The following is a 19,082-nucleotide window of genomic DNA, read 5'->3' as shown; positions in this document are numbered from 1 at the left end:
CCGGCGCGAAGCCGCAGCCCTATTCCGCGGCGCGCAGGGCCTGTTGCGCGTGGGCGGCCTCGCGGTCCTCGGCCAGCTGGTCGTCGACCGCCTCGGGCCTGTCCCGGAAGGAGAAGCGGTGCGCCAGCCGGTCGAGATAGATGTAGATGACCGGCGTCGTGAACAGCGTCAGAATCTGGCTCACGGCAAGGCCGCCAACCATGGCGTAGCCGAGGGGCTGCCGGATCTCGGAGCCGGTGCCGGTGGCGAGCATCAGCGGGATGCCGCCCAGCAATGCCGCCATGGTGGTCATCAGGATCGGGCGGAACCGCAGCAGGGCCGCCTTGCGGATCGCCTCCTCCGGGCTCAGCCCCTCCTCGCGCTCGGCCACGATGGCGAAGTCGATCAGCATGATGCCGTTCTTCTTCACGATGCCGATGAGGAGAATGATGCCGATCAGCGCGATCAGGCTGAAATCGTAGCCCGCCCACATCAGCACGGCCAACGCACCGACGCCGGCCGAGGGCAGGGTCGAAAGGATCGTGATCGGGTGGATGAAGCTCTCGTAGAGGATGCCGAGGATCAGGTAGACCACGAACAGGGCCGCCAGGATCAGCAGCGGCACCGTCGAGAGCGATTGCTGGAACGCCTGCGCGGTGCCCTGGAATCCGGTGACCACGGTCGGCGGAACCGCGAGGTCCTTCATCGCCTGGCCGATCGCGTCGGTGGCCTGCCCCAGCGCGACGTTGGGGCCGAGGTTGAAGCTGATCGTCACCGCGGGGAACTGGCCCTGGTGGTTGACCGCGAGCGCCGCCACCGGGTCGGTGGTCCAGCGGGCGAAGGCCGCGAGCGGCACCTGCCCGCCGCCGATCGGCGCCTTGATGTAGATCTTGTCGAGGCTCTCGACGCTGCCCTGCAGGGCCGGGAGCACCTCCAGGATCACGTGGTAGCTGTTGAGCTGCGTGAAATACTGGGCGATCTGCCGCTGGCCGAAGGCGTCGTAGAGGGTGTCGTCGATCAGCTGGGGGGTAATGCCGTAGCGGGAGGCGGCGTCGCGGTCGATCGCCAGCGTCAGGGTGGTGCCGCGGTTCTGCTGGTCGGTCGCGACGTCGCGCAGTTCCGGCAGCGTCTTCATCTTGTCGAGGATGCGGGGCGCCCAGGCGTTCAGCTCGGCGAGATCCGGGTCCTGGAGCGTGTATTCGAACTGCGTCCGGGAGGTCCGGCCGCCGGTGCGCACGTCCTGGGTGGCCTGGATGTAGCTGCGGATCCCCTCGACCCGCTCCAGCTTGGGCCGCAGCCGGCCGATGATCTGGAAGGCGTCGGCCTCGCGCTCCTCGCGGGGCTTGAGCGTGATGTACATCCGCCCCGAATTGAGCGCCTGGCCGTTGCCGCCGAGCGACATGCCCACCGTCGCCACGTCCGGATCGGCCTGGACGATGGCGCCGACCTTCTCCTGCAGGGTCTTCATTGCCGAGAACGAGATGTCCTGCCCCGCCTCGGTGACGCCGATCATGAAGCCGGTGTCCTGCTGCGGGAAGAACCCCTTCGGGATGACGATGAACAGGTGGATGGTCAGCGCCAGGGTCGCGAAGAAGGTCAGCAGCGTGATGAAGCGGAAGCGCAGGGCGAGGTCGAGCCCCTTCGCGTAGGACGACAGCAGTCCGTCGAACACCGCCTCGCTCGCCCGGTACAGGCGGCCGTGGTGGCCGGTACCGTGGGGCTTGAGGAGGCGGGCCGCCATCATCGGCGTCAGCGTGAGAGACACGAAGGCCGAGACCGCGATGGTCATCGAAAGGACCACGGCGAATTCCCGGAACAGGCGGCCGATGATGCCGCCCATCAGCAGCAGCGGGATCAGCACGGCGATCAGCGACACCGAGATCGACACGATGGTGAAGCCGATCTCGCCCGCGCCCTTGAACGCGGCCTCCATGGGCCGCATCCCCTCCTCGACGTAGCGGCTGATGTTCTCCAGCACGACGATGGCGTCGTCGACCACGAAGCCCACCGAGATGGTCAGCGCCATCAGCGACAGGTTGTCGAGGGTATAGCCGGCGAGCCACATCAGCGCGCAGGCGCCGAGCAGGGCGAGCGGAACGGTCACGCTCGGGATCACGGTCGCCCAGAAGCTGCGCAGGAATACGAAGATCACCGCGACCACCAGGACGATGGTGATCAGCAGCGTGAACTGCACGTCCTCCACGGAGGCGCGGATCGTCTGCGTCCGGTCGCTGAGGATGCCGATCTTGATGCCGGCCGGGAGGGTCGCGGTCAGGCGCGGCAACTGCGCCTTGATGCTGTCCACCGTGTCGATGACGTTGGCGCCGGGCTGCTTGAACACCACCAGGAACACGCCGCGCTGGCCGTTGGTCCAGCCGGCCTGCTTGGTGTCCTCGGGCCCGGCGACCGCGGTGCCGATGTCGCGCACCCGCAGGGGCGCGCCGTCGCGATAGGCGACGATCACGTCGTTCCAGTTCTGCGCCGTGGTGAGCTGATCGTTGGCGAAGATCGTGTAGCTGTGGCTCGCGCCGTCGATGCTGCCCTTCGGGTTGTTCACCGTAGTCAGCGACAGGGGCGTGCGGATATCCTCCAGCGACAGGCCCTTGGCGACGAGCTTGGCCGGATCGACCTGGATCCGCACCGCGGGCTTCTGCTGGCCGCCGATGAACACCTGCGCGACGCCCGAGATCTGGCTGATCCGCTGGGCGAGCTGCACGTCCACCGCGTCGTCCACGTCGATCAGCGGCAAGCTGTCGGAGGTGGCCGAGAGCAGCAGGATCGGGGAATCGGCCGGGTTGACCTTCCGGTAGGTCGGCGGGGTCGGCAGATTCTTCGGCAGCTGGCCGCTCGCCGCGTTGATCGCCGCCTGGATGTCGCTGGCCGCGCCGTCGATGTTTCGGTTGAGGTCGAACTGGACCGTGACCGTCGAGATCCCGAGCGAGCTCGTCGAGGTCATCTGGGCGACGCCCGGGATCTGCGAGAATTGCCGCTCCAGGGGCTGGGCCACCGAGGAGGCCATGGTCTCCGGGCTGGCGCCGGGCAATTGCGCGGTGACCTGGATCGTCGGAAAATCCACCTGCGGCAGCGGCGCGACGCCAAGCAGCGGATAGGTGACCATCCCGAGAAACAGGATGCCGACCATGATCAGCGTGGTCGCCACCGGGAAGCGGATGAACGGCGCCGAGATGCCAGCCTTCATTGCAGCCTCTCTCGCAGACCCTCACGCGGCATCGCGGCCGCCCCGTCGATGCGGAGTCCCATCACGGATCGGCCTTGGCCGACCGGTTGGACGCCGTCGTTTCCGCCTGAGCCGTGTGGGCCGCGTGCGGATCGGCCACGAGGCTGCCGTCCTGGACCTTGTACTGCCCGGCGGTGATCACACGCTCGCCGGGCTTCAGGTCACCGGCCAGCACCTGTGTCCGGCCCGAATCCGAGCGCCCGGCCTTCAGCACCCGCTGATGGGCGTGGCCGGATTCGTCGATCACGAAAGCGAACAGGCCGTCGGGCCCGTGCTGGACGGCATCGTCCGGCACCGTCGTGGCCGCCGTCACCGTGCCGACCCGCATCTTCGTCGAGACCGACAGGCCGGGCCACAGGGCGTGGTTCTGGTTCTGGAACACCGCCTTCAGGCGGATCGTGCCGGTGGCGGTATCGACCTGATTGTTGAACAGGGCGAGCTTGCCGTCCGCCAGCTTGGTCAGCCCGTCCGTGGTCCAGGCCGCCACCGGCACGTCGCCGGTCCGCAGGGCGGCGCCGATCGCCGGCAGCTGATCCTCGGGCGCCGTGAACACCACGAAGATCGGCTCGACCTGTGTGATGGTGACGATCGCCGACTGACCCGCGGCGGTGACGATGTTGCCGATATCGACCTGGCGGAAGCCGGTGACGCCATCGATCGGCGCCCGGATCGTGGCGTAGCTCAGCTGCGTGGTGGCGTTGTCGATGGACGCCTGATCGGAGGCGACCTGCGCGGTCAGCTGCGCGACCATGGCCGTCTGCGTCTCGGTCTGCTGGCGCGACGCGTAGGCCCCGAGACCGGTGTAGCGGACGAGGTCCGCCTTGGCGTTGTTGAGGTTGGCGGTATCCTGATCCTTCTTGGCCTTCGCCTGGTCCAGGGTCGCCTGGTAGGGGCGCGGATCGACCTGGACCAGGATGTCGCCCTTGCGGACATTCTGGCCCTCGCGGAACGCGATCTGGTGGATCTCGCCGTCGACCCGGGTCCGCACCTGGACGGTATTATAGGCCTGGACGGTGCCCAGCCCGTTCAGCAGCAGCGCGAACGGCCCCTGCTCGACGGTCCCGAGGGTGACCGGCACGGGCACCGGCGCGGCCGCCTTCGCCTTGGCCACCGGCCGCTCGGTCGTGCGCACGTAGCCGTAGGCCCCGCCGCCTAAAACGGCGAGGACCACGATCATCGTCACCAAACCGCGGGACCGCCGCGGCTTCTGCTTCACCGTCATCGACCGCGGGCCCCCTCCGCCGTGGAATGCGACAGCCTCGTCCGATCGGGTCGCGTCGCGATGGCTGTCATCGTGGCTCAGCATGCCTGACTGGCCCTTGCGTGATCGAGCCGCGAAGCGTCCCAAGATCGGTCACCGTCACGCCGAAAAATATTGCATTCCCTAGCATACAATCGGCGCGGCAACATTAGGGCGCAGTGCCGACTTCGAACGCGAGCCCACACCCCCTGCCCGCGATGACCGCCGATTGCGCCCATGGCAATCGCGTCGCACATGAGCGAGAGAGCCGGTGCGACGACGCGCCGGCGCGCGCATGGGCGGATGCCGCGGCGTCCGGCCGCGTAGTCAGGACACCGGGACGCCGCATGGCCGAGACTCTGGAACTGGACGGCCTGAACGAGTTGCGGGCCGCACTCGTGGAGGAGCGGCAGACCATCGTCGCGTCGGTGCGCAAGCTGCGCGATGCGCGACGGCAGAAAGGCACCTTCGTGCTCGGCGACGGCGCAGCCGCGGGGTCGCGGCTGGTGGCGGTGCAGCACCAGATCGACGTCGTCGATTCCATCATCACCACGCTGACGAAGGGTTGAGAGCACTCCGCCAGCGACGTGAACTGGGCGGCCGAGCGGAACGGACAGGTGCCACGTCTCCGTGTCCGTTATGTTTCTCACGTTTGCTCAAGCTTGCGGGCAGCTTTTGCCCCCACTCGGTGCGGGCCCGGTTCGCCAGACACATCGGGAAGCGGCGCGAACACGGTTTCGGCGTGACGATGCAGGCCGGTTGTACAGGCCGTGCCCGTGTTTGAGGCTGGACCGCCGAAGCGCAGTGCTGATACCGGACCGCAGCGCAAGGCGCGGGATGCCACGACATGAACGCCTTCGATCGACGCGAGACCGAAACCGACGCAGCTTTCCCGCCGCAGGACATTCCCGAGCCGGCGGCTCTCTGGGCGGCCATTCGCGCGGACTTGCGAGCGCGCGACGAGCGCACAGCCCGCTTGCGCGCCATGCGCCTCATTGCCGGGGACGACGAGGCGGCCTGACGGTTCGCCCGGAATCAGGATTCGCCGGTCTCGCCTGAGCCCAAAAGACGCGAGGCCAGGGCGAAGCCGACCGCCATGGCCATCGCCTCGGCCTGTTCGATCAGGGCCGGGTCGCCGCTATCCCGGGCGCCCTGGAGCAGCCCGACCGCGTGCTGTCCGAGCCTGACATCGATATCGTGGCGGGAAGATCGGTGCGCGTCGCGTTCGTGCGAGCCAAGATCATTCATTGTTGACGTGCCGAGGGATTCGAGGGTGCCGGCGCGAACGGCGGGGAGACCGCGCCCGAGGGTTGGGTGTTCACGGACGCCCGCGAAGACGCGCATGATCGCGCTCTCGGAGCGGGGGATGGTGCATCGATCCCTGCAACCTGCCTAGAGCCGTTGATTCGTCACGCTCGCTGCCGAATCGGCAACCACTTCGGTGGCGAGCGCTCTGGCCGGATCCGAGACGCGGCGCTTCCCGATCGGCTTGCCGGCGATGTCGGACCGACTTGCGCCACCCTTGACCCCACGGCGCGCATGATCCTTGCTCCCGTCGCCGCGACGACGAGGTATCCCGTGCTGCTGACGCCCCGCGAGAAGGACAAGCTGCTCATCGCCATGGCGGCGCAGGTGGCGCGCAACCGCCTGGCGCGCGGGGTCAAGCTGAACCACCCCGAGGCCGTAGCGCTGATCACCGACTTCGTGGTCGAGGGCGCCCGCGACGGGCGCAGCGTCGCCGAGCTGATGCAGGCGGGGGCGAACGTGCTCACCGCCGACCAGGTGATGACTGGCATCGCCGAGATGATCCACGACATCCAGGTCGAGGCGACGTTTCCTGACGGGACCAAGCTCGTGACGGTGCATCACCCGATCCGGGGGGCGGTCTCGACCGACGTGCCGGGTACCGTCACCACCCTACCCGGCGAGATCGTGTTCAACGCCGGCGCCGAGCGCATTGTGATCGAGGTCGCCAATGCCGGCGACCGGCCGATCCAGGTCGGCTCGCACTACCACTTCTTCGAGGTGAATCCCGGTCTCGTCTTCGAGCGCGAGAGGGCGCGCGGCCGGCGCCTCGACATCGCACCCGGCACCGCCGTGCGCTTCGAGCCGGGCTCGACCCGGGAGGTGGTGCTGGTGCCGCTGTCGGGCGGACGCACCGTCTATGGGTTCCGCGGCGACGTGATGGGCAAGCTGTGACCATGGCCAACACGCCGAAGCCCGCCACCCTCCCCCGGGCCGCCTATGCCGACATGTTCGGGCCGACCACCGGCGACCGGATCCGGCTGGCCGATACGTCCCTCGAGATCACGGTGGAGCGCGACTTCACCACGTACGGCGAGGAGGTGAAGTTCGGCGGCGGCAAGGTCATCCGTGACGGGATGGGCCAGAGCCAAGTCACCAACGCCGCTGGCGCCGTCGACACGGTGATCACCAACGCGGTGGTGCTCGACCATTGGGGCGTCGTGAAGTGCGATGTCGGCATCGTGCGCGGCCGGATCTTCAAGCTCGGCAAGGCCGGCAACCCCGACGTGCAGCCCGGGATCGACATCGTCGTCGGCCCCGGCACCGAGGTGATCGCCGGGGAGGGAAAAATCCTCACGGCCGGCGGCTTCGACAGCCACATCCACTTCATCTGCCCGCAGCAGATCGAGGAGGCCTTGTGCTCGGGGGTAACCACGATGCTGGGCGGCGGCACCGGGCCGGCGCACGGCACCTTCGCCACCACCTGCACCCCCGGTCCCTGGCACATCGCCCGGATGATCGAGGCGGCCGACGCCTTCCCGATGAACCTGGCGTTTGCCGGCAAGGGCAACGCCTCGCGCCCGGAGAGCCTGGTCGAGATGGTGCGAGCCGGGGCCTGCGCGCTGAAGCTCCACGAGGATTGGGGCACGACGCCGGCGGCGATCGACACCTGCCTGTCGGTGGCGGACGCCCACGACATCCAGGTCATGATCCACACCGACACGCTCAACGAGTCGGGGTTTGTCGAGGACACGATCGCGGCTTTCAAGGGCCGGACGATCCACGCCTTCCACACCGAGGGTGCGGGCGGCGGCCACGCGCCGGACATCATCAAGGTCGCCGGGCTGCCGAACGTGCTCCCGTCCTCGACCAACCCGACGCGGCCCTACACCAAGAACACCATCGACGAGCATCTCGACATGCTCATGGTCTGCCATCACCTCGACCCGTCGATCCCCGAGGATCTCGCCTTCGCGGAGAGCCGGATCCGGCGCGAGACGATCGCGGCCGAGGACATCCTGCACGATATCGGCGCGCTCTCGATGATGTCGTCGGACAGCCAGGCCATGGGCCGGGTCGGCGAGGTCGTGATCCGCACCTGGCAGACCGCCGACAAGATGAAGCGCCAGCGCGGCGCCCTCGCGGGCGACACTTCCGGCACCGACAACCTGCGCGCCCGGCGCTACGTCGCCAAGTACACGATCAACCCGGCCATCGCGCACGGCGTGTCGAAGCATATCGGCTCGGTGGAGCCCGGCAAGCTCGCCGACCTCGTGCTCTGGACTCCGGCGTTCTTCGGGGTGAAGCCCGATCTCGTGCTGAAGGGCGGGAGCATCGCGGCCGCCCCGATGGGCGACCCGAACGCCTCGATCCCGACGCCCCAGCCGGTGCATTACCGCCCGATGTTCGGCGCCTACGGCCGCGTGCCTTACGCGACGGCTCTGACCTTCGTCTCCCGGGCGGCGGTGGAGGACGGGTTGCGGGAACGGCTCGGCGTGCAGAAGCAGCTGGTTGCCGTGGAGAATGTCCGCGGCGGCATCTCGAAGAAGGACATGGTGCTCAACGACGCGACGCCAGTGATCGAGGTCGATCCCGAGACCTACGACGTCCGGGCCGACGGCGAACTCCTGGTCTGCGAGCCGGCCGAGGTGCTGCCGATGGCGCAGCGCTATTTTCTGTTCTGAGCTATCGTGTGGCGGACGGACAGGAGGCCAGAGATGGCGAAGGCCGCGCTGAAAACGCCAGAATCAGATCTCTATGGCACCGATCTCTACCTCTGGTCCGAACAGCAATCCGCTCTGCTCCGGGCTGGCCGATGGTCGGAGATCGACGAGCTAAACGTTGCCGAAGAGATCGAGAGCTTGGGCGGGTCGCAAAAATCCGAGATCCGCAGCCGCCTTGCCGTCCTGATTCTTCACCTGCTGAAATGGGAGTTTCAGCCGGAGAAGCGGAAATACGGCTGGCGTACCACCATCGTGGAGCAGCGGATCCGGATAGATGGCCTATTGGATACGAGCCCGAGCTTGCGATCCTGGCCCGATCATGTGCTGCAAAGTGCTTATCGCCTCGCCGCGCTCGGCGCGTCCAGTGAAACACGTCTTCCGGAGAAGACATTTCCAAAGACGTGTCCGTATACCGTGAAACAGATCCTCGATCTTGCGTTCTATCCCGGGCCACCCGAAGAGGATGTTGTGTGACGACGAGGAGCCCCACCGACATCACGCGACGATCATGATCCGCGCCACCCGCATCCTCCGCCGCGAGCACCTGTCCGGCGGCGAGATCGTCGACCGGGTCGTGCTCGATTCCGGCGAGCGCTATCGCCGCCGCGTCGCCATGCGGGGGGCCGGGGGCTTGGGGTTTCTGCTCGATCTGCCGGAGGCGGCCGTGCTGGAGGACGGCGACGCCCTGGTGCTGGAGGATGGCCGCCTGGTCTGGGTCGAGGCCGCACCCGAGCGGCTGCTGGAGATCCGCGCCGCGAACGACCACGCCCTCAAGCGGCTGATCTGGCATATCGGCAACCGGCATATCCCGGCCGAGATCGGCACGGAGACGGTCTGGATCGCCGACGACCATGTGCTCGCCGACATGGTCCGGGGCCTGGGGGGCACCGCCGAGCCGGTCGAGCGTCCGTTCCGGCCGGAGGGTGGGGCCTATTCCGGCGGCCATGCCCACGGACATGATCACCCGCATGGCCGCCGCCATCACCACCACGCCGATGGGTGAGAGCCTGGACGCGTTGCGGCTGATGGCGTGGTTGTCGCCGGGCTATCCGGTGGGCGCCTACGCCTATTCACACGGGCTGGAATGGGCCGCCGAGACCGGCGACGTGCGTGATGAGGCGAGCCTCACCGCCTGGCTCGCCGATGTCTGCGAGCACGGTGCTCTGCGCAACGATCTGATCCTGGCGGCGCAGGCCCATCGGGCGGTGACCTCGGCCGAACCGGGGAGGATCGTCGCGATCAACGACCTCGCCTTGGCGCTTGCGCCGTCGCGCGAATTGCATTTGGAGACCAGCCAGCAGGGCCGCAGCTTCCTCGACGCCACGCTCGGCGCCTGGCCCTGCGAAGCGCTGACGGCCTTGGCCGGTCCGCTCCCGGGGCCGGTCGCGTATCCTGTGGCGGTCGGTGCGGCAGCGGGGGCGCACGGCATGGCGCGCCGGCCCCTGATTGCCGCCTATGGCCTCGCCTTCGTCCAGACCCTCGTCTCGGCGGCGTTGCGGGCGGCCCCGGTCGGGCAGGCCGCCGGCACGCGGGTGATCGCGGCCCTGGCGCCTCGTATCGTGCTGCTCGCGGAGGATGCGTGCGACGCGGATCTCGACGCGATCGGCTCCGCCACGTTCCGCCTCGATCTCGGCTCGTTCCGGCACGAGACCCAGTATTCCCGCATCTTCCGATCCTGAGGGCCCAGCATGACCTCCTCGAACGGCCCGCTCCGCGTCGGCATCGGCGGCCCCGTGGGCTCCGGCAAGACCGCCCTCATGGAGCAGCTCTGCAAGCGTTTTCGCGAGCGCTATGAGATCTGCGCGATCACCAACGACATCTACACCAAGGAGGATGCGCGGATCCTGACGGTGGCCGGCGCCCTGCCGGAGGAGCGCATCCTGGGGGTCGAGACCGGCGGCTGCCCGCATACGGCGATCCGCGAGGATGCCTCGATCAACCTCGCCGCGGTGGCCGAGATGAGCCGGCGCTTCCCGAAGCTCGATCTGGTGCTGATCGAATCCGGCGGCGACAACCTGGCGGCGACGTTCTCGCCGGAGCTCGCCGACATCACGCTCTACGTGATCGACGTGGCGGGCGGCGAGAAGATCCCGCGTAAGGGCGGCCCCGGCATCACCCGGTCGGATCTGCTCATCGTCAACAAGACCGATCTCGCGCCACTGGTCGGCGCCGATCTCGCGGTGATGGAAGCCGACACCAAGCGGATGCGCGGCGCGCGGCCCTACGTGTTCGCGTCCCTGCGGGGCGGCGACGGCGCCGACGCCGTCGCGCGCTTCATCGAGGAGGCCGGCGGCCTCGGCCGCTGAGCGTCCCCCGATCAGGCTGATCAGCGGCCGGCCTCCGCCGAGCGCGACCGGGGCGACGCCTTCGGCGGCAAGCCCATCAGCGCGTCGAGCCGGCTCATCCGGGCGTCGAAATCCTTCAGCGCCGATTCGCGCGCCTTGATGGCGGGATTGGGCAGAGGCTTTGCGTGGACACGGGCCGAACGGGCTTCCGCGGCTGGTACGACGAGGAGCGTAGCAAGAGGTAGCAATGTCAGAGCACGAATCATGACGATGGTCCCTCATAGACTCGCTGCTTGACGCAGCAGGCTCACGGAAATGGTACGATCGCCCGAAGCGTGGCTGCGTGCGCGAGCGCACGTCTCGCGCGACGCGTCTCGGAGCACGGCCGGATGAAAATCGCGTCAGGCGCGCGAACGCCTAACGGTGAGCCATGACGCCAGCAGCACGAAGGCGCTGACCAGCACGACGAGGAGCGTCGAGGCGGCGTTGATCTCCGGATTCACCCCGAGCCGGACCTGGCCGTAGAGGCGCATCGGCAGGGTGGTCGAGCCCGGGCCCGAGACGAAGCTCGCGATCACGAGGTCGTCGAGCGACAGGGTGAAAGCCAGGAGCGCGCCGGCCAGCACAGCGGGAGCCAGCAGCGGCAGCGTGATGGTGAGGAACACCCGCACCGGCCCCGCGCCGAGATCGGCCGCCGCCTCCTCGAGGCCGCGGTCGAGCCCGCGCAGGCGCGCCGCCACGACCACGGCGACGAAGCCGGTGCAGAAGGTCGCGTGCGCGATCACGAGGGTTACGAGGCCCCGGTCGATCCCGATGCCGATGAACATCAGGAGGAGCGACAGGCCGATCATCACCTCCGGCATCACCATCGGCCCGAAGATCAGGCCGGTGAACAGCGCCCGTCCGCGGAAGCGGCCGTGGCGCTCCAGGGCCAGAGCCGCGAGGGTCCCGAGGATCGTGGCGATCAGGCTCGCCAGCAGCGCAACCTGAAGAGAGACCCAAGCCGCCGCCATCAGCGGCGCATCGGCCAGCAGCGTGCCGTACCACCGGGTCGAGAATCCGCCCCAGACGGTGACCAGACTCGAGGCGTTGAACGAGTAGGCGATCAGCACCAGGATCGGCGCGTAGAGGAAGCCCAGCCCCATGACGAGGGCGGTGCGGGTCACCCAGGTCATGGGCGCCCCTCCTCGCCGGCGCGCAGGCTGTCGCGAAACAGCACCACCGGGCCGATGATGATCGCCAGGATCAGCACCGCCACCGCGGAGGCGAGCGGCCAGTCGCGGTTCGAGAAGAACTCGCTCCAGAGCACCCGGCCGAGCATCAGGGTCTCGGAGCCGCCCAGCAGGTCCGGGATCACGAACTCGCCGACCATCGGGATGAAGCACAGCCCGGCGCCGGCCGCGATCCCGGGCAGGCTGAGCGGCAGCGTCACGGTCCAGAACACCCGGGTCGGCGAGGCGCCGAGGTCCGCCGCGGCCTCGCGCAGGGCCGGGTCGAGGCGATTCATCACCGCGTAGAGCGGCAGGACCATGAACGGCAGGTAGGCGTAGACCAAGCCGATGATCACCGCGGCATCGGTGTTCAGGATGATCAGCGGCTCGGTGATCAGGCCGAGCCGGCGCAGGATCAGGTTCAGCAGGCCCTCCGGCTTGAGGATCGCGATCCAGGCGTAGATCCGGATCAGGAAGCTCGTCCAGAACGGCACCACCACGAGGGCGACCAGGAGCGGTTGCCACCGCGACGGCGCCCGGGCCAGCGCGTAGGCGAGCGGCGTGCCGAGCGCGACCAGGATCAGGCTGGCGACCAGCGCGTAGCCGAGCGAGCCCAGGGCTGCGTCGCGATAGAGCGTGTCGGCGGCGAGCGTCGCGTAATTGTCGAGGTTCAAGGATTCGAGGAAGCTCGACCAGCCGTCGAGCCCGCCCTGCCAATCGAGCACCGGCAGGTAGGGCGGAATCGCGGTCGCCGGCTCGGATAGGCTGATCTTCAGCGTGATCACGAACGGCAGCAGGAAGAAGGCCGTCAGCCACAGGAACGGCGGCAGGCGCGCGAGCCGGTCGAACAGGGGTCTTCTCGGCGCCTTAACCCTCACGGCTGCCGCTCACACGGCTCGGTCGTGCGGACGTGCCTGATGCCCAGCCGCATCATGCCGGGAGGATCACGGCGTCGGCGGCGGCAAAGCCGGCGCGGGTTTCCGAACCTGCGGGAGCGTTCTCGTCGTCAGGCCGCCCACTCGACCGCAGCAGGGTGCCGTCGGGCAAGCGCAAGGTCCGGCGCAGGCGATCCCCTAAGAAAATCGCGTCGGCGATCGTCACCGGAAGTCCTTCGGTGCCGACGATCAGGTTTTCCGGGCGCACTGCGACGACCACCGTCGCGCCCTCGGGCAGCGCCGTCGCGGCTGCCCGGACAGGCCCATGCGGGGTCTGAACCGCGCGGCTGTCGCCGGCCTCGGCCGGACCAAGGCGGCCGGGGATGAGGTTCACGTCGCCGAGCAGGCCCGCCACGAACCGGCTGGCCGGACGCCGGTACAGCTCGGCCGCCGGTCCGACCTGGGCGAGCCGGCCGCGCTCCATGACGCCGATCCGGTCGGCCAGCATCATCGCCTCCTCGGGATCGTGGGTCACCACCACGAAGGCGGTGCCGAGCCGGCGCTGGACGGCGCGCAGCTCCGCTTGCGTCTCCTCGCGCAGGCCGCGGTCGAGGGCGCCGAGGGGTTCGTCCAGAAGGAGCAGCTTCGGCTCTCGGGCGAGCGCCCGGGCCAGAGCGACCCGCTGGCGCTGCCCGCCCGACAACGTGTCGGGCCGGCGCTCGGCGAAGCCTTCAAGCTGGACGAGGCGCAGCAGCTCGGCCACCCTGGCGGACGCGGCAGTCCGGCCCAGACCCTTCAGGCCGTAGCCGACATTCCCGGCCACGCTCATATGCGGGAACAGGGCGTAGGACTGGACCATCATGTTCACCGGCCGCCGGTGCGGCGGCAGGGCTGTCAGGTCCTGATCGCCCAGCCGCACGCGACCGGAACTTGGGATCTCGAAGCCCGCGATCAGGCGCAGCAGGGTGCTCTTCCCGCAGCCGGACGGCCCGAGCAGGCAGAAGAACTCCCCGGCCTCCAGCTCGAGGTTCACCGCATCGACGGCGACATGCGTGCCGAAGCGTTTGGTCAGGTCCTCCAGCCGCAGGCGCAGCGCGGGTGCGTCCGTCAAGGCTTCAGGAATCCTCGCGCAAAGCCTCGGCCACGCGCGCCTCGAGCAGGTCGGGCCGGCGCAGGACCAGGGCTCCGCGCGTGCGGTCGACCAGCCCCTCGGACGCCATGGCGGTGAATTCGCGGGTGACCTGCTCGCGCCGGCAGCCGATCCGGGCGGCCAGCACGTGGTGATAGGGCGGCGGCGACACGACCCGCTCGCCCGACGTGCCCGATCTCGGAACCGAGAGACGCAGCAGCTCGGCGTAGAGCCGGTGCTTCAGGTCGAGGAGCGCGTGCTCCATGAGCCGGGTGTTGAGTTCGCGCACGCGCTTGGCCAGCAGCCGGAACAGCCGGTCGGCGATGGCCTCGGAGGCAAACACCATCTGGCGGAACACCGCCGCCGGAACCACGCAGACCTCGCCGCGGGTGAGCGCCGTGACGTTGGCCGAACGGCCGATGCCGTCGATGGCGGCGAGCTCGCCGAAAAAGGCCCCGCCGCGCATCTCGCCGAGGATCACCTCCTTGCCGGACTGGGTCCGGTTGAGGATGCGCACCTCGCCCGAGGCGATGAAATAGACGTCCGTGGAGATGTCGTCGAAGTCGACCAGCACCTCGTTCTCGTCGAAGCGGCGCCAATGGCAGCGGGTCTCGAACGGGCCGAGCTCGATGCCCGGATCCTTGAAGAAGGGTATCGTCCCCAACCGCGCCATCGATCCTGTCCCTTCGGCCTCGGCCTCCGTCCCTGCCCTGACGGGAGCCAACCAGCAATACTGGGGACGGGTGCAGCCCGCATCGCGCGCAGCGCACCAATCCGGCCGCGCTCGATCGATGAGGCGGACTTGATCGTGACGGCCGCGCGCGGACCGGTCAAGCCGCGCTCGGATGAACAGGAGTTTATTAGCGTGGATCGGGGAAGAGGGATAATTTCCCGTGCTGCGGCGCCCGACGAATCCCGATGCACCAAGCGTTCGAAATCGCAGGTTTGAAGTCGGGACCGGTCCTATCGATCGGCCGGCATCAAGCGACATTGGCCGCTGCCTTCGAACGCGCCGGCCACAGCTTGCATTCGGGCCGCTATGCCACCGTCCGGGTCTGTCCGGCCCCTGTGGGGCACCGCATCGTCTTCCGCCGGCGCCTGAAGTGCGGGCGGACGATCGATGTGCCGGCCCTGTGGCAGTATCGGGAGTCGCAGCCGCTCTCGGCGGCGATCCGGCGCGAGGGCGCGCTCGTCCGCACGATCGAGCACCTGCTGGCGTCCCTGCACGCCCTCAGAATCGACAACGCGCTGGTCGAGATCGATGCCGACGAATTACCGATCTTCGACGGCAGCGCGATCCCCTGGTGCGAGGCGATCCGGGCGGTCGGGCGATCCGAGCAACCCGCCCCCTGCCGGGTGATCCGCTTGCGCAGGACGGTCACGGTCGAAGACGGGCGGCGCCGGATCCAGATCGGGCCGGGCGCGGGCCTGCACGTCGCCGGGCATGTGGCGCTCGCCCATTTCGGCGCGATCGACTGGTCCGGCTTCATCACACCGGAGAGCTTCGTGCAGGACATCGCCCCCTCGCGCAGCTTCGGACGGTATTTCCGGGCCATGGCCGGCCGCGCCTACGGCTGGGTCTCGGGCCGGGATTTCCTGCAGGGGGTCTCGCCGCACTCGGCGGCGCTGCTCTGGCGCGGGTCCGTGCTCGGCGGGATGCGCGTTCCGGGGGAGCCGGTCCGCCACCGGATCCTGGACCTCATCGGCGATCTGGCGCTGGCCGGCCACCCGGTCGAGGGCCACGTGGCCGCCTTCCATACCGGGCACGAGCTGAACCACGCGCTGGTCGGTGCGCTGATGCGCGAGAGAACGGCCTGGGAGCTGGTCTGACCGTGCCGGTTCAGGCCGAGGCGCGAAGGCTCGGCTGCTCGCACGCGAAAGCCACCTGGCGGAACGCCCGGACGAGGTCGGCGTCGAGCTTCGGGCCCATTTTTTCGAGGATCGCGTAAGCCTCCCGAACCGGCTTCGGAGCCTTGTAGGGGCGTGCCTCGATCAGCGCCGCGAAAATATCGCAGATCGTGATCAGTCGGACCAGATCGGAGATCTCCGCAGCCCGCAACCCGTCCGGGTAACCCGATCCGTCGAGAAATTCGTGATGCGAGCGGACGACCGCGAGCGTCCCGGCATCGTAGCCCCCGCCGATCAGCATCCCGTGGCCGATCGACGGATGGCGATCCATCTCGACCCGCTCCTCCGGGGTCAGCGGAGCCGGCTTGTTCAGGATCGCGAGCGGGATCCGCGACTTGCCGATGTCGTGCAGCAGCGCCCCCTTGGTGAGATGATGGGCGTCGGCTTCGTTGAGACCAAGGCTCTGGGCGAAGGCGGCCGCCAAGCCGGCCACGGCAAGACAATGCCGATGCGTCACGTCGTCGAAACCCGCGACCACGTCCAGCCAATCGCGGACCTTCGACTCGCGGATCGCCCGGTTGACGATGGTGGTGCCGGCATCGACGATCGCGGCAGATGGGGCCGCGTCGCCACGGAAGATCGCCGTGAAGGCGCACCGTGCCTCTTCGGCGCAGCGCCAAAGGTCGGTGGGGTCGTCGGGTCTGCGGCCCGTTGTGCTCAAGCCGGCGACCGCTTTGACGAGCAGCGCGGTCGCCGCGGAAGCCGGGAGGATCCGCGTGGCGCCGAGGGCGGTCGCCTGGATCTCGCCGCGCCCGAGATTGCCATGAATCAAGGCGAGGAACGGCGTGGTCTTGTCGCGCGTCGCCGCAAGCGCCCTGCGCAGCCGAAGCACAGCATCGGATGTCAGCGCGCTCACGTCGCTAATCACCAAGGCCGCACCCGTGGGCGGTTCGGCATCCCCGTAGAGATCGTGGAGAACGAGGCTCGGGCCGCCGCCGAGGTTGCGGATCAAGCGCTCGCCACGGCCGAGATCATCGGTCAGGATCACGGTCCGACTCAAAGCGCCACTCCCACCACACGCCCCCTCGATGGGCGCACAACCCAGCGGACCGGCCTTCACGACGCCGCTCCGCAACCGCGAAACTCCGGCTCTCCGGCACCTACCAACGGGCGGGTTGAACACTATCCGCGGCGCCGGTGTCGAAGAAGTGTCACATATTCGACCGAGAGTGATGCGATTCCGTTAAAGTGGCCGCTGTCGATTTTTCCTTTCAGTGCAGCAATAAAGTTTCCGCGGTCGCGTCATCTTGCCCGGCCGGGCGGCATGCGAAGGCGCCGACAGGGCGCTTGCCTCCCCGCTCCCGGACGGCCAGAACGCCGCCATGCTGCGCGTCCATGACCTCACCTACCGCATCGGCGATCGCCTGATCCTCGACGCCGCGAACTTCTCGATCCCCGAGGGCGCGCGCGTGGGTCTCGTCGGGCGCAACGGCGCCGGCAAGACGACGCTGTTCAAGGCGATCCTCGGCGACTTGCCGGTGGACGCGAAATCGGTCTCGCTGCCCAAGGGCATGCGCATCGGTGCGGTCGCCCAGGAGGCGCCGGCCGGCCCGGAGACGCTGCACGCGGTGGTGCTCGCCGCCGACACCGAGCGCGCCCGGCTGATGGCCGAGGCCGAGCATGCCGACGGCCTGCGCCGGGCCGAGATCGAGACCCGGCTGGTCGATATCGGCGCCCATTCGGCGCCCGCGCGGGCCGCCGCGATCCTGCACGGTCTGGGCTTCGATGCGGCGGCGCAGGCACGCCCCTGTGCGGACTTCTCCGGCGGCTGGCGGATGCGCGTGGCGCTCGCCGCCGTGCTGTTCTCCGAGCCCGACCTGCTGCTGCTGGACGAGCCGACCAACTACCTCGACATCGAGGGGACGCTCTGGCTCTATGATTATCTCGAGCGCTACCCGCGCACCGCGATCATCATCAGCCACGACCGCGACCTGCTCGACACCAGCGTCGATCACATCCTGCATCTCGACCGGGGCAAGCTGACGATCTACCGGGGCGGCTACACCAGTTTCGCCAAGCAGCTTTCCGAGAAGCGCATGCTGCTCGCCAAGGCCAAGGTGAAGCAGGATGCCGAGCGGGCGCATCTGCAGAGCTTCATCGACCGGTTCAAGGCGAAGGCGACCAAGGCGCGCCAGGCCCAATCGCGGGTGAAGCGGCTGGCCAAGATGGAGCCGATCGCGGCCCTGATCGAGGACGACGTGCCGGTGATCCACCTGCCGAGCCCGGAGAAGCCGTTGTCGCCGCCGATCGTCTCCATGGAGCGGGTCAAGGCCGGCTACGGCGACCGCGTCGTGCTCAGCGGGCTCGACCTCAACCTCGCGCCCGACGACCGGGTCGCGCTGCTCGGCGCCAACGGCAACGGCAAGTCGACCTTCTGCAAGCTGATCGGCGGCCGGCTCGGGACGATCGCCGGGGAGATGCGGCGCTCGTCCAAGATGCAGGTCGCGTATTTCGCCCAGCATCAGCTCGACGAGTTGCGGCCTGCCGAGAGCGCCTACGCGCATGTCCGCACGCTGATGCCGGACGTGCCGGAGGCGAAGGTGCGCTCGGCCACCGCCCGGCTCGGATTCGGCGCCAACAAGGCCGATACGCCGGTGGAAAAGCTCTCGGGCGGCGAGAAGGCGCGCCTGCTGATGGGGCTCGCGGCCTTCCACGGCCCGCATCTGCTGATCCTCGACGAGCCGACCAACCACCTCGACATCGAGAGCCGCCAAGCCCTGGTCGAGGCGATCAACGATTACGAGGGCGCGGTCATCCTGGTGAGCCACGACCGCTTTCTGGTCGAGGCCTGCGCCGACCGGCTGTGGCTGGTGGCCGACGGTACGGTGAAGACCTTCGACGGCGACATGGACGATTACCGCCGGTTCGTCCTGTCCGGTCCCGAGCGCGATGAGGAGCGCGACGCCGAGCCGGCCGGTGGTCAGAAGGCCGAGGCGCGCCGGGCGGGCGTCGAGCGCCGGGCCGCCATCGCCCCCTTGCGCAAGAAGCTCGACGGGATCGAAGCCCGCATGGCCAAGCTGACCGCGGCGATCCAGAAGATCGACGCCGCCTTGGAGGACGGTTCGGCCTTCCGGGAGAACGCCGCCAAGGCGGGCGAGATCGCCAAGATGCGCGCCGACGCCGCGAGCGCGCTCGCTTCCGCCGAGGAGGAATGGCTGACGGTCAGCGAAGAGATCGAGGCGGCCTGAGCGCGTGCTGCCCGGCGTCGTCCAGGACTGATCACGAAAGTCCCGGTTTCAAAAGGTCGTC

General features: G+C 68.7%; 19 protein-coding genes. 10 read left to right on the top strand and 9 right to left on the bottom strand.

What is annotated here, in order from left to right; genetic code table 11:
* Positions 1 to 19: 19 nt before the first annotated feature.
* The gene (locus MKL09_RS28210) at positions 20 to 3,178 is read right to left on the bottom strand and encodes an efflux RND transporter permease subunit (RefSeq protein WP_244025279.1); all 3,159 of its coding nucleotides are present in this window, start codon (positions 3,176 to 3,178) and stop codon (positions 20 to 22) included.
* 61 nt (positions 3,179 to 3,239) lie between these two features.
* Positions 3,240 to 4,439, bottom strand: coding sequence for an efflux RND transporter periplasmic adaptor subunit (locus MKL09_RS28205; protein ID WP_244025278.1), 1,200 nt, complete (start codon positions 4,437 to 4,439; stop codon positions 3,240 to 3,242).
* Positions 4,440 to 4,804: 365 nt separating this feature from the next.
* Between MKL09_RS28205 and MKL09_RS28200 the strand changes: the two genes are divergently transcribed.
* Positions 4,805 to 5,026, top strand: coding sequence for an HOOK family protein (locus MKL09_RS28200; protein WP_244025277.1), 222 nt, complete (start codon positions 4,805 to 4,807; stop codon positions 5,024 to 5,026).
* Between the two features lie 278 nt (positions 5,027 to 5,304).
* The gene (locus MKL09_RS28195) at positions 5,305 to 5,478 is read left to right on the top strand and encodes a hypothetical protein (protein WP_244025276.1); all 174 of its coding nucleotides are present in this window, start codon (positions 5,305 to 5,307) and stop codon (positions 5,476 to 5,478) included.
* A 14-nt stretch (positions 5,479 to 5,492) separates the two neighbouring features.
* Here the strand turns inward: MKL09_RS28195 and MKL09_RS28190 are convergent, their stop codons facing one another.
* Complete coding sequence (locus MKL09_RS28190; protein WP_244025275.1) at positions 5,493 to 5,801, bottom strand: hypothetical protein; 309 nt, start codon at positions 5,799 to 5,801, stop codon at positions 5,493 to 5,495.
* 234 nt (positions 5,802 to 6,035) lie between these two features.
* Between MKL09_RS28190 and MKL09_RS28185 the strand changes: the two genes are divergently transcribed.
* The 6 genes from MKL09_RS28185 to ureG are packed head-to-tail and all read left to right on the top strand — an operon-like array spanning position 6,036 to position 10,731.
* Complete coding sequence (locus tag MKL09_RS28185; protein ID WP_244025274.1) at positions 6,036 to 6,656, top strand: urease subunit gamma; 621 nt, start codon at positions 6,036 to 6,038, stop codon at positions 6,654 to 6,656.
* Positions 6,657 to 6,658: 2 nt separating this feature from the next.
* Positions 6,659 to 8,386, top strand: coding sequence for an urease subunit alpha (ureC, locus tag MKL09_RS28180; protein WP_244025273.1), 1,728 nt, complete (start codon positions 6,659 to 6,661; stop codon positions 8,384 to 8,386).
* 33 nt (positions 8,387 to 8,419) lie between these two features.
* Entirely contained in the window at positions 8,420 to 8,899 is a 480-nt protein-coding gene (locus MKL09_RS28175) for a DUF29 domain-containing protein (protein ID WP_244025272.1), read from the top strand.
* A gap of 34 nt (positions 8,900 to 8,933) precedes the next feature.
* Entirely contained in the window at positions 8,934 to 9,428 is a 495-nt protein-coding gene (locus MKL09_RS28170) for an urease accessory protein UreE (protein WP_244025271.1), read from the top strand.
* Positions 9,394 to 10,104: an urease accessory protein UreF gene (locus MKL09_RS28165; protein WP_244025270.1), complete on the top strand. Its 711-nt coding sequence runs from the start codon at positions 9,394 to 9,396 to the stop codon at positions 10,102 to 10,104. The genes MKL09_RS28170 and MKL09_RS28165 overlap by 35 nt, the downstream gene beginning before the upstream one ends.
* A 9-nt stretch (positions 10,105 to 10,113) precedes the next feature.
* On the top strand, positions 10,114 to 10,731 hold the full coding sequence (gene ureG / locus MKL09_RS28160) for an urease accessory protein UreG (RefSeq protein ID WP_244025269.1): 618 nt from the start codon (positions 10,114 to 10,116) through the stop codon (positions 10,729 to 10,731).
* Positions 10,732 to 10,751: 20 nt separating this feature from the next.
* Here ureG and MKL09_RS28155 read toward each other — a convergent pair whose 3' ends face one another.
* From MKL09_RS28155 to MKL09_RS28135, 5 genes are all read right to left on the bottom strand, one after another.
* Positions 10,752 to 10,976: a hypothetical protein gene (locus MKL09_RS28155; protein ID WP_244025268.1), complete on the bottom strand. Its 225-nt coding sequence runs from the start codon at positions 10,974 to 10,976 to the stop codon at positions 10,752 to 10,754.
* A gap of 135 nt (positions 10,977 to 11,111) precedes the next feature.
* Complete coding sequence (locus MKL09_RS28150; protein WP_244025267.1) at positions 11,112 to 11,885, bottom strand: ABC transporter permease; 774 nt, start codon at positions 11,883 to 11,885, stop codon at positions 11,112 to 11,114.
* Positions 11,882 to 12,799 carry an ABC transporter permease gene (locus tag MKL09_RS28145; RefSeq protein WP_244025266.1) on the bottom strand — a complete coding sequence of 306 codons (918 nt, stop codon included), beginning with the start codon at positions 12,797 to 12,799 and terminating at the stop codon, positions 11,882 to 11,884. Before MKL09_RS28145 ends, MKL09_RS28150 begins: the two co-directional genes overlap by 4 nt.
* 52 nt (positions 12,800 to 12,851) lie before the next feature.
* Complete coding sequence (locus MKL09_RS28140) at positions 12,852 to 13,907, bottom strand: ABC transporter ATP-binding protein (RefSeq protein ID WP_244025265.1); 1,056 nt, start codon at positions 13,905 to 13,907, stop codon at positions 12,852 to 12,854.
* Between the two features lie 4 nt (positions 13,908 to 13,911).
* A complete protein-coding gene (locus MKL09_RS28135; RefSeq protein WP_243943184.1) occupies positions 13,912 to 14,598 on the bottom strand; it encodes a Crp/Fnr family transcriptional regulator in 687 nt (228 codons plus the stop codon).
* Between the two features lie 245 nt (positions 14,599 to 14,843).
* On the opposite strand from MKL09_RS28135, the gene MKL09_RS28130 reads away from it, so the two are divergent.
* Positions 14,844 to 15,755 (top strand): UDP-3-O-acyl-N-acetylglucosamine deacetylase, encoded by a 912-nt coding sequence (locus MKL09_RS28130; protein ID WP_409567001.1) that lies wholly within the window; start codon positions 14,844 to 14,846, stop codon positions 15,753 to 15,755.
* A gap of 10 nt (positions 15,756 to 15,765) precedes the next feature.
* On the opposite strand, the gene MKL09_RS28125 is transcribed toward MKL09_RS28130, so the two are convergent.
* Positions 15,766 to 16,821 (bottom strand): HD-GYP domain-containing protein, encoded by a 1,056-nt coding sequence (locus tag MKL09_RS28125; protein WP_244025263.1) that lies wholly within the window; start codon positions 16,819 to 16,821, stop codon positions 15,766 to 15,768.
* A 334-nt stretch (positions 16,822 to 17,155) separates the two neighbouring features.
* On the opposite strand from MKL09_RS28125, the gene MKL09_RS28120 reads away from it, so the two are divergent.
* Complete coding sequence (locus MKL09_RS28120; protein WP_244025262.1) at positions 17,156 to 19,021, top strand: ABC-F family ATP-binding cassette domain-containing protein; 1,866 nt, start codon at positions 17,156 to 17,158, stop codon at positions 19,019 to 19,021.
* Positions 19,022 to 19,082 lie beyond the last annotated feature (61 nt).

It is taken from the genome of Methylobacterium sp. J-048 (assembly GCF_022829515.1).
GTDB lineage: Bacteria > Pseudomonadota > Alphaproteobacteria > Rhizobiales > Beijerinckiaceae > Methylobacterium.
The sequence above is the reverse complement of the archived record's forward strand: the minus strand, read 5'-3'. Positions and strand labels throughout refer to the sequence as shown.